17 protein-coding genes are annotated in these 16,062 nt (G+C 42.1%); 4 read left to right on the forward strand and 13 right to left on the reverse strand.

Annotation, left to right across the window (positions count from 1 at the left end; translation table 11 throughout):
- Window positions 1-10: 10 nt before the first annotated feature.
- From PCAR9_RS10235 to PCAR9_RS10270, 8 genes are all read right to left on the reverse strand, one after another.
- Window positions 11-658 (reverse strand): DUF2987 domain-containing protein, encoded by a 648-nt coding sequence (locus PCAR9_RS10235; protein ID WP_179983508.1) that lies wholly within the window; start codon window positions 656-658, stop codon window positions 11-13.
- Window positions 655-1,446: a glucosaminidase domain-containing protein gene (locus PCAR9_RS10240; protein WP_179983509.1), complete on the reverse strand. Its 792-nt coding sequence runs from the start codon at window positions 1,444-1,446 to the stop codon at window positions 655-657. Before PCAR9_RS10240 ends, PCAR9_RS10235 begins: the two co-directional genes overlap by 4 nt.
- The gene (locus PCAR9_RS10245; protein ID WP_179983510.1) at window positions 1,439-2,170 is read right to left on the reverse strand and encodes a YciC family protein; all 732 of its coding nucleotides are present in this window, start codon (window positions 2,168-2,170) and stop codon (window positions 1,439-1,441) included. The genes PCAR9_RS10240 and PCAR9_RS10245 overlap by 8 nt, the downstream gene beginning before the upstream one ends.
- Window positions 2,171-2,253: 83 nt before the next feature.
- Entirely contained in the window at window positions 2,254-2,880 is a 627-nt protein-coding gene (locus PCAR9_RS10250; protein WP_179983511.1) for a LysE family translocator, read from the reverse strand.
- Window positions 2,881-2,892: 12 nt separating this feature from the next.
- Window positions 2,893-3,618 (reverse strand): Sir2 family NAD+-dependent deacetylase, encoded by a 726-nt coding sequence (cobB, locus tag PCAR9_RS10255; RefSeq protein ID WP_179983512.1) that lies wholly within the window; start codon window positions 3,616-3,618, stop codon window positions 2,893-2,895.
- A 123-nt stretch (window positions 3,619-3,741) separates the two neighbouring features.
- A complete protein-coding gene (locus PCAR9_RS10260) occupies window positions 3,742-4,572 on the reverse strand; it encodes a sulfurtransferase (protein WP_179983513.1) in 831 nt (276 codons plus the stop codon).
- A 119-nt stretch (window positions 4,573-4,691) separates the two neighbouring features.
- Window positions 4,692-5,189, reverse strand: coding sequence for a thiol peroxidase (tpx, locus tag PCAR9_RS10265; protein WP_179983514.1), 498 nt, complete (start codon window positions 5,187-5,189; stop codon window positions 4,692-4,694).
- Between the two features lie 74 nt (window positions 5,190-5,263).
- The gene (locus PCAR9_RS10270; protein WP_179983515.1) at window positions 5,264-5,956 is read right to left on the reverse strand and encodes a tRNA-uridine aminocarboxypropyltransferase; all 693 of its coding nucleotides are present in this window, start codon (window positions 5,954-5,956) and stop codon (window positions 5,264-5,266) included.
- A gap of 170 nt (window positions 5,957-6,126) precedes the next feature.
- Here PCAR9_RS10270 and PCAR9_RS10275 point away from each other — a divergent pair, with 170 nt between their 5' ends.
- Complete coding sequence (locus PCAR9_RS10275) at window positions 6,127-7,335, forward strand: ISL3 family transposase (RefSeq protein WP_179982516.1); 1,209 nt, start codon at window positions 6,127-6,129, stop codon at window positions 7,333-7,335.
- Between the two features lie 298 nt (window positions 7,336-7,633).
- Here PCAR9_RS10275 and PCAR9_RS10280 read toward each other — a convergent pair whose 3' ends face one another.
- From PCAR9_RS10280 to PCAR9_RS10300, 5 genes are all read right to left on the reverse strand, one after another.
- Window positions 7,634-7,990: a hypothetical protein gene (locus PCAR9_RS10280; RefSeq protein ID WP_075177964.1), complete on the reverse strand. Its 357-nt coding sequence runs from the start codon at window positions 7,988-7,990 to the stop codon at window positions 7,634-7,636.
- A gap of 11 nt (window positions 7,991-8,001) precedes the next feature.
- Complete coding sequence (locus PCAR9_RS10285) at window positions 8,002-8,673, reverse strand: hypothetical protein (RefSeq protein WP_075177965.1); 672 nt, start codon at window positions 8,671-8,673, stop codon at window positions 8,002-8,004.
- Window positions 8,674-9,693: 1,020 nt separating this feature from the next.
- Entirely contained in the window at window positions 9,694-12,627 is a 2,934-nt protein-coding gene (locus tag PCAR9_RS10290; RefSeq protein ID WP_179983516.1) for a DUF927 domain-containing protein, read from the reverse strand.
- 358 nt (window positions 12,628-12,985) lie between these two features.
- Window positions 12,986-13,276 (reverse strand): hypothetical protein, encoded by a 291-nt coding sequence (locus PCAR9_RS10295; protein WP_075177968.1) that lies wholly within the window; start codon window positions 13,274-13,276, stop codon window positions 12,986-12,988.
- Window positions 13,276-13,497: a helix-turn-helix transcriptional regulator gene (locus tag PCAR9_RS10300; protein WP_044447590.1), complete on the reverse strand. Its 222-nt coding sequence runs from the start codon at window positions 13,495-13,497 to the stop codon at window positions 13,276-13,278. The genes PCAR9_RS10295 and PCAR9_RS10300 overlap by 1 nt, the downstream gene beginning before the upstream one ends.
- Window positions 13,498-14,310: 813 nt before the next feature.
- Here PCAR9_RS10300 and PCAR9_RS10305 point away from each other — a divergent pair.
- Genes PCAR9_RS10305 through PCAR9_RS10315 form a run of 3 tightly spaced genes read left to right on the forward strand, consistent with a single transcriptional unit; the run spans window position 14,311 to window position 15,828 of the window.
- Entirely contained in the window at window positions 14,311-15,186 is an 876-nt protein-coding gene (locus PCAR9_RS10305) for an LAPAL motif-containing putative phage structural protein (RefSeq protein ID WP_075177969.1), read from the forward strand.
- A complete protein-coding gene (locus PCAR9_RS10310; RefSeq protein WP_179983517.1) occupies window positions 15,186-15,449 on the forward strand; it encodes a hypothetical protein in 264 nt (87 codons plus the stop codon). The genes PCAR9_RS10305 and PCAR9_RS10310 overlap by 1 nt, the downstream gene beginning before the upstream one ends.
- Window positions 15,430-15,828 carry a hypothetical protein gene (locus tag PCAR9_RS10315; protein ID WP_075177971.1) on the forward strand — a complete coding sequence of 133 codons (399 nt, stop codon included), beginning with the start codon at window positions 15,430-15,432 and terminating at the stop codon, window positions 15,826-15,828. The genes PCAR9_RS10310 and PCAR9_RS10315 overlap by 20 nt, the downstream gene beginning before the upstream one ends.
- The last annotated feature ends 234 nt before the right edge of the window (window positions 15,829-16,062 follow it).

Consider the following 16,062-nt stretch of genomic DNA (forward strand, 5'->3'; position numbering starts at 1 on the left):
AAAAGGTAGATTAACTAGACGCCATAGCTGTTACACGCAGCGGCGCTTGAGGCAGCGTTAAGCCTTTCGCCTCATTTATCCACTCTTGCTCTAAATGCAAAACACCATTGTTAATTTGTACACCCTGCGGCGTGACGAAATCTAAATTTTTATCTTCGAACTGAATCATTAAGCCCTTCACCGACGGCATCATAAAAGACAAAAAGCTCCCCATTTCATTGAAAAAGGCTTCATACTGTTCATACAAGAAACTGAGTTCTTCTTTTTTGTAATACTGTTTAAGGTATTCTGGCTTGGTTTCAAGCTGCACCGACATATCACAAACGTTCGCACGTTCGTTTAAATCAATACGTACCAGTGCATTAGCCAATTTCAGTGCTTTTTCAGTGGGTACGGTAAAACGTCCTTCATCTGTAACTTCTAATGGCATTGTTTTTTTATCGGTAACGATAGATGCACCGTTAACCTCGCATAAACGCCCTTCACCTACTCGGACAAAACCAAACGCAAACTGAAGCGCTTGGGTATCTTCGTTATCTAGCTTTTTAACATGGCTGTAGAAACGGCTGTACTCTACATCTATCGTTTCAGCCGTTACGGATGTACTAGCAAAACCGACAAACAGAGATGAAGCAAGAAATAATGCAGCGCGTATCATTCGGATAAAAACTCCTCGTTAAATAGGATCATTGTTTGAAGCTCTTCAACATAAGCGGCTCCTCGCTCGGAATAATTCATTAGCCCTTCAGCCAATGCAACACCAGTAATGGGTAATTGATTAGCTCTCAGTCGGCTGCGTATCTCTCGTAAATCAGCATAGGCATCGTGTCTGTTGAGGTTACGCATATAGGTGTACGTAGCGCGAGACAGGCTATCAAACTTAGCCACTTCGTGTGAGGCGCCGGCATTTCGGCGATTTGGGACGAAACCGCACCCTTTTGAAAAACACCACAAACCGAAAAAGTTGTAGCCCTTTCTTGCAAACCGGCTTGTTCCCCATGCAGATTCATTCGCAGCCTGAACAAGTACCAGCTCTTCAGGTAAAACATCAATTTTCTGCAGTAAGGCCAATAGTTTGGTTTTTAAGGGCTGTGTAGACTTTACCCGATACTCTTCTTCAAGCCATTCAAGCCTAGCCATGTCATCTTCTGAAAGCGATTCGTTGACTAACGCCTTCCTATACAAGGTTTGTACATAATGTCTTAAGGTAAGTAAGTAGGCATTTTGCTTCTCTACCTCGGGCCGTAGATAATTAAAAAAAGCCTCTTTTTTTTCTTTTACGTCACTATAAACTGAGAAGTCAGGCACCGGTTTTTTCGCTTCTACCGTTTGCGGTATGTCTAAAATATCTGGCTCGTCCTTAGTAAAAATAATGGCGTTAATGACAATGACCGCCAAAACGCCTAGCGTTATAAGGACAATTTTAAAGGTTTCTCGTTTATGCATCGAAGCTCGACTCATTCACATCATTTACAGATGCTTCCGTGCTCACTCCTTGCTCGCCAATCAGTTCCTGATAGAGCAATCCCATCATACTAAAATAAAAAGGTAACACCCAAATAAGGGAAACCCCGAACGTCAGTGGTACCGAAACAAACAGTAAGAAGAGCACACCGAAGATACTGGCAATTTGAGCCCAGTACGCGTTGAATACTCTGCATGAAAGAATAATTGCGCTTATTGGGGTTAGTTTTCTGTCGGCCACTAACATAAGAGAAAAAGACGACGCTAGATAAAAATACACGCCTGGTAAGATAACCAACATCATGCCTAACTGCACAAGAATACTGCTAACTAACTGGGTTAACGCAACCAGAAATATAAGGGGGAAAAACTGAAATACCGTAAAAACCGATGTTTTTACGCCTCGCGCTATAAAAACGCCCATCATGTATAAGCCCGTAAGTAACGGCGCCACAATGCAGATTGCCACAATCTGGATAATAGACTGGTGCTCGAATACATAGCTACCGTCGTCATTGATGGTAATGTACTGTTGGGCAATTACCCCAAGCATCACAAAGGTCAAGAATAAAACAAGGCTACCTTGAAACAATGATGAAAAATTAGCTTTTGTTAAACCGGCAGCGCGGCGCAAAAGACCTTTAGTATCGAATTGATACTGTTTAGACAACGTATTGTTCAGGCGGTCTGGGTTTACGTCTTTCACACAACTCTCTTATATTTTTAGAAAAATCGGCGCGATTATACCAATTCACAAAAATAAATGCCTGCTTGTGTAATAAACAAAAGTTAACCCAACACCAACTTAGCTGCTAACCCGACTAAAAGCACGCCCATAGCCCTATCCAACCAATAGCCTTTTTTGCCAATAAGTTCGGCGACTTTACTGGTACTTAAAAGGAAGGAAAGAAAACAAAACCATAACCCCGTGGCAAATGCTAAGTAGATACCGTAACCAAGCTTTACGCTAAATGGCGTATCAATACTGATGATGGCAGTAAAAAGTGAAAGGAAAAACAACGTCGCTTTAGGATTAAGTCCGTTTGTCAGAAAACCCATCCAAACGGCACGTTTCGCCGAGATTTGTGATGTCTTCTTTTCTGCATCTATATCCTGCTTCTGCTTTACGGGGCCGCTTCTAAGCGCTCCGAAAGCAAGATAAAGTAAATAAGCAGCAGCAGCGTAGCTAAAAGTGGTAAAAAGCCAAGGCGTAGTAGCAATTACCACGCTTAGCCCTACTAGCGAATAAGCAACATGCAATAAGATTGCTAGTCCAATACCGACACTAGTGTACATGGCTATACGTCTACCATAGGCAACGCTGTTTCGAACAACCACCGCAAAGTCAGGTCCCGGGCTAGCAACAGCCACAAGATGTACCAGTGCAATGGTAAGAAATTCGTTCATATACTGCATGTTTTGCGCCTCCTACAGCGCATATTTTGAAATTATTTCATCAACCCATTGCGGAACTATACGCGAGGCAGGACCGGTGAGTGATTCGTCAAACAAGGCATTGGATACACCTGGTTCTAAATTCGCTTCTATTGTGTGTGCCCCATTTTCTTTAGCAATCTGAACAAAGCCAGCAGCGGGATACACATTACCCGATGTACCAATAGCTATAAATACATCGGCCTGTGAGAGCGCATCGTATATTTCTTCCATATACATAGGCATTTCGCCAAACCATACGATATCCGGTCGCAGGGTGACTCTGTTACAGCAGGGGCACTTAGTGGTGTGATCAAAGCTTTCACACCAATCAAAAGATTGCTGGCTAATAGCACAGCGGGCCGACAGTAGTTTACCATGCATATGATAAACCGACTCACTTCCCCCACGCTCATGTAAGTCATCTACATTTTGCGTCACCAACGTTAGCTTATGACCGAAGGCTTTCTCGAGTTTAGCAAGCGCCATGTGTGCTGCGTTGGGCAAAACATCATCTTGTTGAAGCTGTGCTCGCCGCGCGTTATAGAAGCGATAAACCAAGCTGGGGTTTTGTTCGAACGCTTCGGGTGTAGCGACTTCTTCAACGCTGTGATTTTCCCAAAGGCCGTCATTATCGCGAAACGTTTTTAACCCAGATTCAGCGGAGATGCCCGCACCGGTGAGAATAACAATATTGGGTAAGGATTGATTAGCTGACATCAGGTTATTTTTACTCTGTTCCAATAAAGCGAGTGATTCAGTTTATTTTGTAATTCGCGATAATATCGTGCTTAGGCATACATCGCACATAAATGATTTCAGCACTTCACGGCTTCTATGCTTTTACACGCCTTTAACTACAGGGTACTGAGTCTTAGCGCCCCATTCAGACCACGAACCATCATATACCGAAACTTGCGTAGCGCCGCACATAAGAGCTGCAACACCAATGATACAAGCGGTAACGCCTGAACCACACGTGCATATAATAGGTTTACGTAAATCGACTTTTGCTTGTGCAAAAACAGCATTAAGTTCATCTACAGGTAAGAAATGGCCGTCTTTTACTAATGTATCGAAAGGAACATTGAACGCGCCTGGCATGTGTCCTGAGCGCACTCCCTCTCGAGGCTCCGAAATTTCACCTTTAAAGCGCGGGGCACTTCTCGCATCAAGCAATTGCGCTTCGGTGTTTATAGCTTGAAGCACTGCGCTAGAGTTTGCAAACCACCCAGGTCGAGGTGTTGCTTGGTAGGTAAGTTTCCCATACTGCTGTTGTTCTGAAACGGGAAGCCCAGCCCCCTCCCATGCAGGTTGGCCACCATTTAATATATATACATCTTTATGCCCAAGTGCTTTAAGCATCCACCACACTCTAGGCGCAGAATAAATACCTCGGGTATCGTATACCGCTATGGGCGTATTCGCTGTTATGCCCTGATTACCAAGATAAATAGCAAGGTCTTCAGCTGATGGCATACTGTGTGGTAAACCTGTAGTGTGATCGCTTCCTTCGCTATCGAGATCAAAATCCACTGACGCAGGCAATACCATTGCCGTTCGTGTATCTGGTGTTTTTGAAACGGGATCATCCATCAACGCTCTTACAAGCGTAACTGGCTTTTGTTGCATTGCATTGGCTAGCTCGCCTATTGATAGCAATACTGTTGCCATTACATCCTCCTGGAAAGCGCCCATATAAGTGGGCGCCCTGTGATACCGAGTTAAAAACTAGACGGTATGTGTTGATTCACATTAAACATTTAGTTTTTGTTTACGACTAAGCGACCTTCTTAGCTTAATGCAGCAATAGCAGACTCGTAATTTGGTTCTTCAGTAGTTTCTGCTACTTGCTCTGTATAAACCACTTTACCTTCACTATCGATAACGACAACCGAGCGCGACAGTAAATCTGTTAACGGTGCTGATTCGAATGTTACACCGTAATCATCGCCAAAGGTTGAGCGGAAGGTAGAGCCTGTAAGAACGTTTTCGATGCCTTCTGCGCCACAGAAACGGCCCGCAGCAAACGGCAGGTCTGCTGACACACAGATAACGGTTGTATTATCTAATTTTGCAGCTTCTTCGTTAAATTTACGCACTGACATCGCGCAAGTGCCTGTGTCGATTGAAGGGAAGATATTCAAAACTACGTTTTTCCCTGCAAGTTCTGACAGCGTTACTTCGCCCAAATCTGCCTTTACTAGAGTAAAGTCTGGCGCAGCTGTACCTACTTCTGGTAACTGCCCCTTAGTTGTAACTGTGTTGCCTTGAAAAGTAACTGATGCCATTCGCTTTCTCCGTTTTTCTTTAATATAAAATAGTGGATGTAAAACAATACTTTCGCAAATAAAAGTGACACTTTTTAGATGTTGTCTTTAACCTGCGACTCTGCAAACGCGAGTTTATGCTGTAAATGGGGCTTACCTTTTAAGTATTCCCGCCTGAACACACTAAAATAATGCGCTAGCGTTTGAGCCCCTTGCTTTTGTTCAGCAAGTGCTAAAACGCTAATACCTACCTCTGCCGTGCAATGTTGGAAATCATGGGTAGACTCTCTAAGCAAATAGTCTGAAGCCACTTCCATGCTAACGCCCAATACAGGAAAATTATGTAAGTATGGGCTTTTTACAAACATCTTCTTTGCTTCACGCCAGGTTCCATCCAAGAAAATAAATAGTAACGTTTTCCCTGTATTCAATGGTGGAGCGTCAATACAGCGTTCAGCTGCAGCATATTCGTGTGGAAATACCACAATGGGAAAGTATTTGTCGTCGCTTAGCAGTTTGAGTAACGCTTCATCAGGTTCAGTTCGTTTCCATAAAAACGCGTGGTTGTCTTTAACCACATCCGCTATCAAACGACCCGTATTGGTAGGTTTATAGTATTCGCCTTTGTACATTAAAAACAAAACCGCCACATCTGTGCCAGCTTCAGGCTTAAATTCACAAATACAGTTTTGCGTTGGAAGCAAACACGCGTCGCAGCGAACTACTTTACTCCCACGTGCGTAGAATGGACGTTCAGCACGAGATAACTCGTCTAAACGAAGTGACATAACAGAATTCAAGATAGTGCGTCTTTGGCAAAAATTTTTAGGGATTTTACCATAGTAATTTGTGATAAAAGAGCGCTATTATCTTATCAATTTTGGCTCTTCATCATTAACGGGGGACATCCGCATTCATTAAACTGATTTTGCGAAGAATCATTTAATGGAGAGTACAGATGTCCCACGCAGGTACTATTTTAGGCATAAGTGAGTTAGAAATAGAACGTGTTCATCGACATGATTTTATTGAAGTGTGGGCAAAGCCCACTAAAAAGCCGCTATGCAAGCATTGTGAGAGTCGACATTTACGCATAAAAGCCACACATAAGCGCACTGTGAAGCACACGCGCCAAGGTAATCAGGTGCTAACGCTACATTTAAAGGTGCCTAAATATCATTGTCGATGCTGTGGTCGTTATTTCAGGCACCCTTTTGTTGGGATCCGGCCACGCTACCGGGCATCGGAGTGCTTTCGCTTAGAAGTCTTTGAGGCGCATCACGGTGGTGTTACGCAACGTGGTATCTCTCGCACACATCGCATTAGTCCCACTACGGTAGAGCGTTGGTACCAATCACACATCAGCCAAAAATATAAAGAGATTATCAGTCGACCCTGCCCAGAGATGTTGGGGATAGATGAACACTTTTTTACCCGTAAGAAGGGTTATGCGACGACGTTTGTAGATTTACGACATCGTAGTGTGTTTGATGTAAAACTGGGACGTTCTGAATTAAGTTTACGCTCGTACTTGCGCCACCTTCCCAATAAAGAGAACGTTAAGCTCATCGCGATGGACTTATCGGAAACCTATCGTGGTATTGCCAAACGCTATTTCCCTAATGCTACGATAGTCGCTGACCGTTTTCATGTAGTGCGCTTGATAAACCATCATTTCTTAAAAGCGTGGCAGCAACACCATCCTGAAGGACGTAAGAATCGGGGTTTACTTAGTTTGATGCGACGACATCAATGGCATTTAAGCGAAGAGAATAACAGCAACCTACAACGCTACTTAGTTGACTATCCAGTGTTAAAAACACTGTATGAGGTCAAACAGAAGCTCATCAGGTATATGCTGTTAAAGACTATGAATGAAAAACGAATGGAGAAGACATTACCGAGGTTCTTAGACTTGCTTGAACAGTTACATCACAGTCCACTTCGTGCACTGGCCAAAACCTTAACTTCGTGGTTGCAACCTATCATCGCCATGTGGCGCTTTACACGAAACAACGGGATCACTGAAGGCTTCCACAACAAAATGGAAATGATATCGAGAAGAGCGTATGGTTTTAGAAACTTTGAAAATTATCGAATAAGAGTGATGACCCATTGTGCTATGCCGGTTACCGGATGGGATGGTGTTATCAATCGTGTAAGGTGAATGCTGATCCCCCGTTTATGGGGTAGAGCCCCCATTGCGGATGGGATGGTGTTATCAATCGTGTAAGGTGAATGCTGATCCCCCGTTTATGGGGTAGAGCCAAGAAACTATTAAAAACTATGAAATGGTGCCGGGGCCGAAGTTAAAAAACAAACCTAACAAATTGATTTAACTATCTATTTTATATAACCCTCATCATTTATAGCACCAAATGTAGCACCAATTAACTTGCTTTGCCTTACATAATTAAGGTATCGCTGGTGGTTATAAAAAATTAACTTTATATAGCGAAACGGTATTATTTTGTAGCTCTTTCTTTCGAGCTTTCACTCGGCTCCGTTTCTATAACAGCGATACTTTCAGCTCGCGCCAAGATTTTTGTAGCGTCCTCTGCTGAATAACCTTCTAACCAAACACTGGTACCTTCTTTGGTTCTGATATTAATACGCCTATTTTTCTTATAACGAACCCACGCCAAACAAGCCACAGCCAGTGCCCCAAAGCCGCCGTGCAATATAATCTCTATGGTTAATCCGGAAGCCATTACGCTTTCAGATAGATGAAATACTTTGCTATGTTTGAGCTGCGCTTCGTCTAATACTTCGCAAAATGATTCAGTGGAACCTTTAAACGTGGTAACCCGTATTTTTTCCATTAATTTGCTTCCTATTTGTCGTAATTTTTCGAATGCCTGTTATCACTTTGCCACATCACTTGTAGATCTTCTCTGGCGTATTCCACTAGCAGCCTATGAGCTTCTATGCACTCAGCAAGCTGGTGGCATATATAGGAGGACCAGCTATGGTATTCTTCACCCACACTTGGGTCTGTGCAGTCGGGATCAAGAAGCTCTAAATCAATTTTAGCCTGTCTCCTTTCCTCCGCTTTAAGGTACCTGTCTATTGCGCTTAGCACTTCCTTATCAAGAAACAGAGTACCGATAGTTTTCACTTCATTTTCAAGCATTGAATTGGCAGACTTAATCATCTTTTCTTTTTCACTAACCAATGTTTTTGATGGTTGCGGCCTGTCATTTTCACTGGGCTTTAGACTGTTCTCGACGACTTTGAGCGCATCAAGTATTATTTCGAAATTGGCTAGTGCATTAGAGTAAAACTCTTTCTTAATTTCCCACCTTTTCTGCGCTACCCATACGTCAGACATTATGTGCTGTTCGGTACTTTTCACCACAGTAGTTGTCTCATGCAGCTGTAATTTTAAGTCCTCTAGGTTTTCCTTTGTAGCCAGGTCACTAGCCTTTTTTTTGATATAAGTTAATAAATACGCTGCAATGAGCCCATGCACCAATACTACTAACCCGTAGCCCCACTCAGTCATATCTTTACACCTTTTATCAAAAGCATATTTCGGCCCTTAAAAATTTGCACTATCGTTTCTAAATTTGCACTTTACTTTAAACGTTAATCAAAAGTGCAAACACAATATTCAACTGATAAATATACAGTTATTTCTATCATTTGCACTTTTTGCACTTTTTGCACTTTTTGCAGTAGAAATATGCCTATCTAACCCCGTGCCCCTTAACTTTTTGCTTTCACGCGAAGAGAAGCCCGATTCGACACACTATATTTTGGTGTTGTTGTATTGGGTATGGACAACCATAACGAGGTAAAACTCAGTTACCCTTTGAGTAATATTTATAAATTAGGTCTGGTATACAATACCTTAGTGCAAACATTCAATTTAACGGTGCAATGTGCCCACCATTAAATTGAGCCAAAGCATATAAATCGAACTAAGTATGAATTTACATATCATTTAAACCAATGATTTTAATGAAGTTATCTCAATTAAAATATAACCCCCCTTTGAAATTTTCTATAGCTGTTAAAGATACGCGGTTCCGTGTGCCGTACACCCCCCCCTTTCCAAAAGGACCCGTGAAAAAGCATAGGCAAATAGCATTGTGAAGTGAGTTTGTTGGCAAAGGTTATGGTGGTGGGTTTACACCATTGCACTTCACTTGTGTGAAGTCTGTTTAGAAGTCTTTACAACTGAAAGCGCGTTATGCCCCGTTGCGCAGGGTAGAAGGGACGAACCCCTGACCTAGAAAATAGAGTGCAAAAAGTGCAAATAGTGCAAACGGGAGTTGTAACCCTATGTTTATAAGTACATATTTAGAATTTGCACTACTGCAAACGGCTATAAACAAAGTGCAAATAGGTACTGCATAGTGCAAATTTAATAAGATAGATGGTGTGTTATAGGTGCTTACAGAGAAAGAAATGAGCAGTTGGAGCAATGCACTTAGGTAGTTAATTGCATGTAACAATACTAAACCTGTATATCTAAACAGGCTTAGTATATTAAGCATCATCCATTGATATATACACATAATCAGGCTGACTTAGCATGTTCAGCTTCGTCTTGTTCACTATCGCTTAAAGCCATTCTATCTACAGCTTCAAAGAGTGAAGATGCCTTGAACTTAATCACCTGTTGAGACTTACCACCAGCATTAGGTAGAGCTTCAGAGGTGTTTAGCTTCTTACGTTCTAACTCTGACGGTCTAAGCATAGAAACGCCTAGGTCTCTAAGCAGTCGAGCGGCCCTCTTACCATCAAACCCTTTACACATGACATCCATAAAAATATCTTTATAGACGTAATACATATGGTCTGTAGTGGCGTCTTTGTCAGGGTGCCTAATAGTAATTTGCTCTCTATAGCCCCACATTTCTAATTTAGATGGTACGTGCTCATCAATGACCATAGGGTCTTTTGCCCCTCTTCTATCCCACCGTTTAAAGTGCTTTTCACCATAAAGCTTTATTTGCTTCGCCAGGTGATTAAGAAGCTGTATTTCTTCCACGTTCCCAGTACCACCGCGAATATCTACCCACATTTTAAACAACGATATAGCCGATTGAATAGAATGGCCCTCGCTCCATCCAGTAATGCCAAAAGTTGAAGCAAGCTCACCAGCTAAGCCCACCAACGCAAATTTTTGAAAGGCCCTTACCGCTTGTCCACCTGCATCATTACCAAGCACACGTTCTCTGTATGTTGCAATCTCTGCATGATGTACTTTATTTAGTTCGCCTAAGTCGGTACTGGTTAATTGCTTGATAAACTCTAAGAACGGTTCACCGTGGTACTTTTCACACGCCTTGTTTAAGTGGTCAGACAATGCAGCACCGTTAATAAAGTTATGTGTATTGGTGTATATGCCATTACGCTTTTTAAGTGCTTCATCTTCGTGCTGAGAAGCTGGCAAAGAAAGAAAACGCATGTGAACACCACCATTAACAGCTTTGCCAATGCTGCCTAAGTAGTCATCAATAGTCTTTTCACCGTTTGACAAGAACGCTAGGTTCCAACGCTGTGTTTTTTTCTTAGCATAGTCAGGGCCAGAGCGGTTCTTTCCTTTACCGTTACCAACCATGTATATGATCCCCTCAATAGTAAGGGGGTTAGCTTCGTTCAGCTCATCGAGCGCCAATAGCATGTCTGAATGTAAAGCTGCGGTATCTTCCAAAGCGTTATCAGTGGTACGCCATGAGCCTTTAAATTCGCTAGGCTTACCATACACAGAACAAGCAACATTCATTAACGTGGACTTACCTAACGAACTGTCACCGTAGAAGTGAAAACCAACATTCTCAGAAAGCCCCATCAAGCTAACTAGGGGGCCAGCAAAGGCCAAAGATACAGCAAGAGTAAGCAAGGGGTTTCCTTCGCAATATGACGCTATTTCACGTTGCCAATCTGATATAGCGCCAGCGGCCTTTAATTTACAATCACGGGCGTTTTCATTGTCGTAGAGAAGCGGTGACTCTGTTTCGCCTATTGTTTGGTCGGGCAAAATGAAAGCGTTTTTATGCCAACCTAACTTTTTAACTAAACCTACTCTATTGGTTATGTCAGGGCAGTTAAGGTAATCAATGAGTTTTCCTTTCTCTTGCGAGCGTGGCTCTATATGAAGCCCCTCTGAAAGCAATTGTTTTCTAATGTCTGAACCACCGTCAGTAGCAAACAGGCGCTTAGGAATATTTAAGCGCTTCTCTTGGCCGTCATAGTCTTTAAAGCGCACAAGTACACCCCAATCTTGACCAGAGCCACCAGCATCACGGGTTAAGGCTAACAGTTCTAAAGGGGCACATATTCGCTTGTATATCTCATTGCCTTTGTCATCAGACTTGTAAAACGCTTCTACACCGTTATCGGTTAATTTAAAGCCTTGAGGCACGTTAGGCTTAATATCGCTAGGGGCGTGTGTAACCGCCTCTTTTATGAATAGTTCACCACTTTTCTTTAACGCTTCTAAGTGTGTAGCGCCCCAGCCTACCTCAATAGCGTCTGCGGCATCCGCTTTATCGGGCCACGTGCAACCTTCACCAAATAAGGGGCCACCTTCGCTTTCAGAAAGAGGGGTTTTAGCTAAGCTGTCTAAATCAATAATTCGAATGCTTGCTGCATCTAGTGAAGTGAGTAAGTTCTTAAGCTCTTTGGCGCACTTAATACCGGCATTATCATTATCTGGCCATATGATTACATTGCGCCTAGCCAACGGTGTGAAATCGGCCTTACTGATAGACTTAGAGCCATTAGGCCACGTCATACAAACACAGCTAGGGAACAATGCTTTTGCCGCGTCTGCGGCCTTCTCCCCCTCTGTAAGCACTACTGTGGATTTGAGGCGCTTGGCTAGTTCGTGTAAGCCGTACAATGGACGGTTTATTTTTGGCATAGACCATCGCCACTTGATTTCACCAGTATCACGGTTTCTATATAGGGCTAACGGAGCAAATACTTTTTCTCTTTTGCCGTCTATTTGTTTATCAAAGCGCAGTACTTTAAGAATGAGCTGATTGTTAGCGTCCCTGTATTCCCATGTAAAAGTAGGTAAGCCGTGCTTTAGGTGTTTTTTAAAGCAACGTTTAACAAATTCGGGCGGCACAGGCGTTACGTGTAACCATTCCTCACTATTCCTACGGGTATTTGTGGCGCTTTTATTTGTCTTTGTTGCGACTCTATTACCATAGTTGAGTAAATCGCTAAGCTCTTTGAATGCTTCGCCTTGGGACTTGTTTGTAACATAAGCCACCAAAGATATAACGTCTTGTCCTTTCGCTTCACTATCTGCAAAGTCAGCCCAAACACCTGTATTGGTATTAATACTGAATGAACCAGATTTATTGTCTGCTCTTCTTGGGTTTAATGGCTTGTACTCATGGCCCTCATGCTTTCCGTTAGGCAAGTAATGATGTAATACGCTATCAATATTACTCAACGCATACTCATTTAGGCCTTTAAAATCTAACTTACCCATTAATACCTCTTCTTACTGCAAGACTTAGCTTTGTTTATTCTGCTCATTGATTGCGATTTCACATGAGCTGAGAAAAGGGCTACAGGCTTTTGGGGTTTTCGTTTTTTTGCTTTGAAGGTTAGCCAATGCACCACACACGTAGCGCCACAAGGTAAGTTAATGACTTCCCTTGGTAGCTGATTGATTTCGGTTGCTGGTGGGTAGCAGAGGTATATTAAGTTGTTAACTGTGAATTGCTCTATAGGCTGACGGGCCACGCGTAACACTTCAAGAAAACCGAGTACTCTATGCTCACTATCCCCAATGATATACACGTGTTCGGGTTTGAGGTGTTCTTTACTTGTTAGCTCTCGTAATTTCATAGGTCTAACCCCATTTGCTTAGCTTTGTCGCTTACTGAAAGAAGGTTGAAAGTTTCGGGGATTTCGTAGACCAGGCATTTACCACCGTTAGCCAATGTATTGTGTTTAAACTTGAACTGAAGCTCTAAGTTACTAGAGGGGACATATTCCAAATAATAGCCCTCGTTCTCTGTTTCCATCACTTCGCATGGGCCAGTACCGCGAGCAGCTCGAAAGCCTAAAACTTGATTTACAGTAGAACCCAGAAAATAGAAGTGATCAGGCTTATACGGGATTGTCTTTTGCATTACTGCCCCCGTGATATTGCTATACGTTCAGCTTTCCATTGATTAATTTCTGAAAGAAGCCAACCGCTTGCTCTACCACCTAGATTAATAGGTGAAGGGAATTGAGATTGCTTTATAAGCTTGTAGATAGTTGGCTTTTTCAGACCTACGGATTTTTCAACGTCCCTCATTCTTAAAATCGGGTCGTCTTGTGGGTAATCGTTAGCTACATTCTTGTTCATAATTGTCTCTTAAGTACTTTCTCAGTTGATGAAGAAACAATTATGAACACTCTAACAATGATAATAAGTGGGGTTTACTTTGCAGATGGTTAGTAAACCCCCTAGGGGGTTTACACGGAAATAAGGAAGAAATCCCCCTAACTTTTTGTAACTTACTTTTAATTAGCTATTCGGTTAATCATGACCATATGACTTGATGTGTACTCTCTATTCGAACCAGTAAGAAAGTACTTTCACAGAGATAACCTATGAGTAATAACCATCGTCGATGGTCGCTTTGCGAACCCAATCCTCAATGAAGCTGTATTTAGCTAGCCATCTATATTCACATTTAATGCTCACTATGAAGCTACTCTTCTAAGCATTTAAAAGAACATACGTCACACGTCACATTAGTAGCGGAAATTGATATTCTTAATGATTGCTTCCTAGCCCTTTTAGCCTTTGGATTATATTCTCTGTTGGTCAATACGTAACACCATGTCTAGGAAAGTATGCGTAGAATTATGGGAAGGGAAATTAGATGCTGGTTTCGACTTGTTGAAATACTTGTCGGAAAAATGATTTTTTTGTGGAGCTACTAAAGAATGAGCTAGGTACTCTCGTTCTGGAGATTCAAAACATTACGGTTGTTAGCTGCTATTGCATATCGGCGAGCTGTAAGCCATTCTAGAAAGACTTGTCTATATAGATGAGATTTAAACCTTATAAGAACTAAAACATTGTAAATGAGATTCGAACAGGGACTAAGAAACTCTGTATTGTCATCTCACAATGAATTATATTACGCCGAAATTTTCAGGGAGAAATTCAATGTCTACGGATAACAAATACGTCTTCAAGCTTTCTTACGATTCTAATTCAACTGCAGATAATACGATTGATGCATCCATATTGGGCACCAGCCTGATTAATATGTCTCAGTTAATAAAAGAGTCTACAAAGGTCTTACATGGTGAGGAAGCAGACGCAAGGGTCGAAGTTCAAGCACACGAACCAGGCTCTTTCATTGTAGAGTTTGTTGCGTGGCTAGATAATGGTGGTATTGAAGTGCTTCGTGCGCTTGGTATTGCAACCACGACCGCATCTGTTTCAATTGGTACTGTTTTTGGGGCGCTAAAAGCCCTGCGCAATCGGAAGCAAGTTGAAAAGCAAATTATTGATGATGTTGCAGAGATTACATTTGATGACGGTGAAAAAGTAAAGATCCCCGTAACTGTAGACAAGTTAGTTTCTAACTTTTCAATCAGAAAGCATATTTCCGAAGTAGTGAAAAAAGCATCTGATTTTGAGGATGGTGCTACAGTAAAGCTGTTGGACGATAACAACGAGGTCGTCGAAGAAGTAACACCGGAAGAAGTGGAGTACTTCAAAGCGCCCTCAAGAAGACTTATGGCAGAGGAAATAACTACAGAAAAAGCCATTAACGTAGTATTTACAGTTGTCGCACTAGAAAGTAAAACGGGCTGGAAGATCAGACTGCCCAATAATGATGAAGTATCGGCTAGAATGAACGATGAGGCATTCATGGAACGTATAACGAACCGAGAGCGTCAGTTCATTAAAGGTGACATGTTTGAAGTAAAACTAAAGACTGTCGAACGTATCGTTGACGGAAAGACCACAACAACAAGGTCTATTGAACAAGTTATCCGCCATCGTGTGGAAGAATCTAAAAAGGTACTCTAATGAGTTCTCATGAAATTAATTTGCTGCTTGAAGGTGTATTCTTGATCTCTTCGATCTTAGCTGCGCCCTTGATTGCAAAAATTGCTTTCACGATAACAATGCCTATTTGGACTCGTTTATTTCAAAAGCGTTACTTGAAGCTTACATTCAAGGATGGCGATAAGACATATTCAGTGGTAGTTGACCCAAAAACAGACTACGCGCTGGACCTCGAAAAACGGTTACAGTCATTAGGATTTGGTCGTGGCACTAGGGAAAATTGAAAAATTAGGAGCGGGAGGGGTTTCATCTGGACTTCTCGCAATCATTGCATATTTCAAAATAGGCGGTGACTTAAAAGAACTGCTAATGACGATTGTTCCTGCGACAATAACAGGTGCGTTGTTTTTATTCGAGTACTTAAGAGTCTTATTAGGCTGGTCATCATTTAGTGAAGCATCCGCTAAACGAGCTTATAAAATGTACCATGAGAAGGTTGACGACCAAATAAAGCGCTGTGAGAAGGATTTAAAAAACACTAACTTGCTGGCTGAACATAAGAAAGAACTTCAAACTGAGTTATTTATGTTGATGCGCTCTAGGCAAAGAGCACCGGAAATTACTCCTACGTCGGAAGCGCCAACCCGGCGCACTCAAACCTAGACTAACTTTCATTCCCCTATAGCCCGACATTCTAGTCGGGCTATGAAAATACAACTTTTTTGAACTTACATTCACAACACTTAGTGGTCGCAATGTACCGCTAACATATGCAGCAGCCTGGCCTCTGACTAAGTTAGAAACTAGTCCTTCAACGCTGTGACTCTCCTTTGCATCTCTGATTATGCTACTCTGTCGAAACAGCACCTTTTGGCAAGGTACAGCAAAGAGCTTAGA

The organism is Alteromonas macleodii (assembly GCF_903772925.1).
Lineage (GTDB): Bacteria > Pseudomonadota > Gammaproteobacteria > Enterobacterales > Alteromonadaceae > Alteromonas > Alteromonas macleodii_A.

Excerpts from the sequence above, each read along its gene's own strand:
- PCAR9_RS10235 (WP_179983508.1), bottom strand. The coding sequence starts at position 658 with ATGATACGCGCTGCATTATTTCTTGCTTCATCTCTGTTTGTCGGTTTT.
- PCAR9_RS10240 (WP_179983509.1), bottom strand. The coding sequence starts at position 1,446 with ATGCATAAACGAGAAACCTTTAAAATTGTCCTTATAACGCTAGGCGTT.
- PCAR9_RS10250 (WP_179983511.1), bottom strand. The coding sequence starts at position 2,880 with ATGCAGTATATGAACGAATTTCTTACCATTGCACTGGTACATCTTGTG.
- cobB (WP_179983512.1), bottom strand. The coding sequence starts at position 3,618 with ATGTCAGCTAATCAATCCTTACCCAATATTGTTATTCTCACCGGTGCG.
- PCAR9_RS10260 (WP_179983513.1), bottom strand. The coding sequence starts at position 4,572 with ATGGCAACAGTATTGCTATCAATAGGCGAGCTAGCCAATGCAATGCAA.
- tpx (WP_179983514.1), bottom strand. The coding sequence starts at position 5,189 with ATGGCATCAGTTACTTTTCAAGGCAACACAGTTACAACTAAGGGGCAG.
- PCAR9_RS10270 (WP_179983515.1), bottom strand. The coding sequence starts at position 5,956 with ATGTCACTTCGTTTAGACGAGTTATCTCGTGCTGAACGTCCATTCTAC.
- PCAR9_RS10275 (WP_179982516.1), top strand. The coding sequence starts at position 6,127 with ATGTCCCACGCAGGTACTATTTTAGGCATAAGTGAGTTAGAAATAGAA.
- PCAR9_RS10280 (WP_075177964.1), bottom strand. The coding sequence starts at position 7,990 with ATGGAAAAAATACGGGTTACCACGTTTAAAGGTTCCACTGAATCATTT.
- PCAR9_RS10285 (WP_075177965.1), bottom strand. The coding sequence starts at position 8,673 with ATGACTGAGTGGGGCTACGGGTTAGTAGTATTGGTGCATGGGCTCATT.
- PCAR9_RS10290 (WP_179983516.1), bottom strand. The coding sequence starts at position 12,627 with ATGGGTAAGTTAGATTTTAAAGGCCTAAATGAGTATGCGTTGAGTAAT.
- PCAR9_RS10295 (WP_075177968.1), bottom strand. The coding sequence starts at position 13,276 with ATGCAAAAGACAATCCCGTATAAGCCTGATCACTTCTATTTTCTGGGT.
- PCAR9_RS10300 (WP_044447590.1), bottom strand. The coding sequence starts at position 13,497 with ATGAACAAGAATGTAGCTAACGATTACCCACAAGACGACCCGATTTTA.
- PCAR9_RS10305 (WP_075177969.1), top strand. The coding sequence starts at position 14,311 with ATGTCTACGGATAACAAATACGTCTTCAAGCTTTCTTACGATTCTAAT.
- PCAR9_RS10310 (WP_179983517.1), top strand. The coding sequence starts at position 15,186 with ATGAGTTCTCATGAAATTAATTTGCTGCTTGAAGGTGTATTCTTGATC.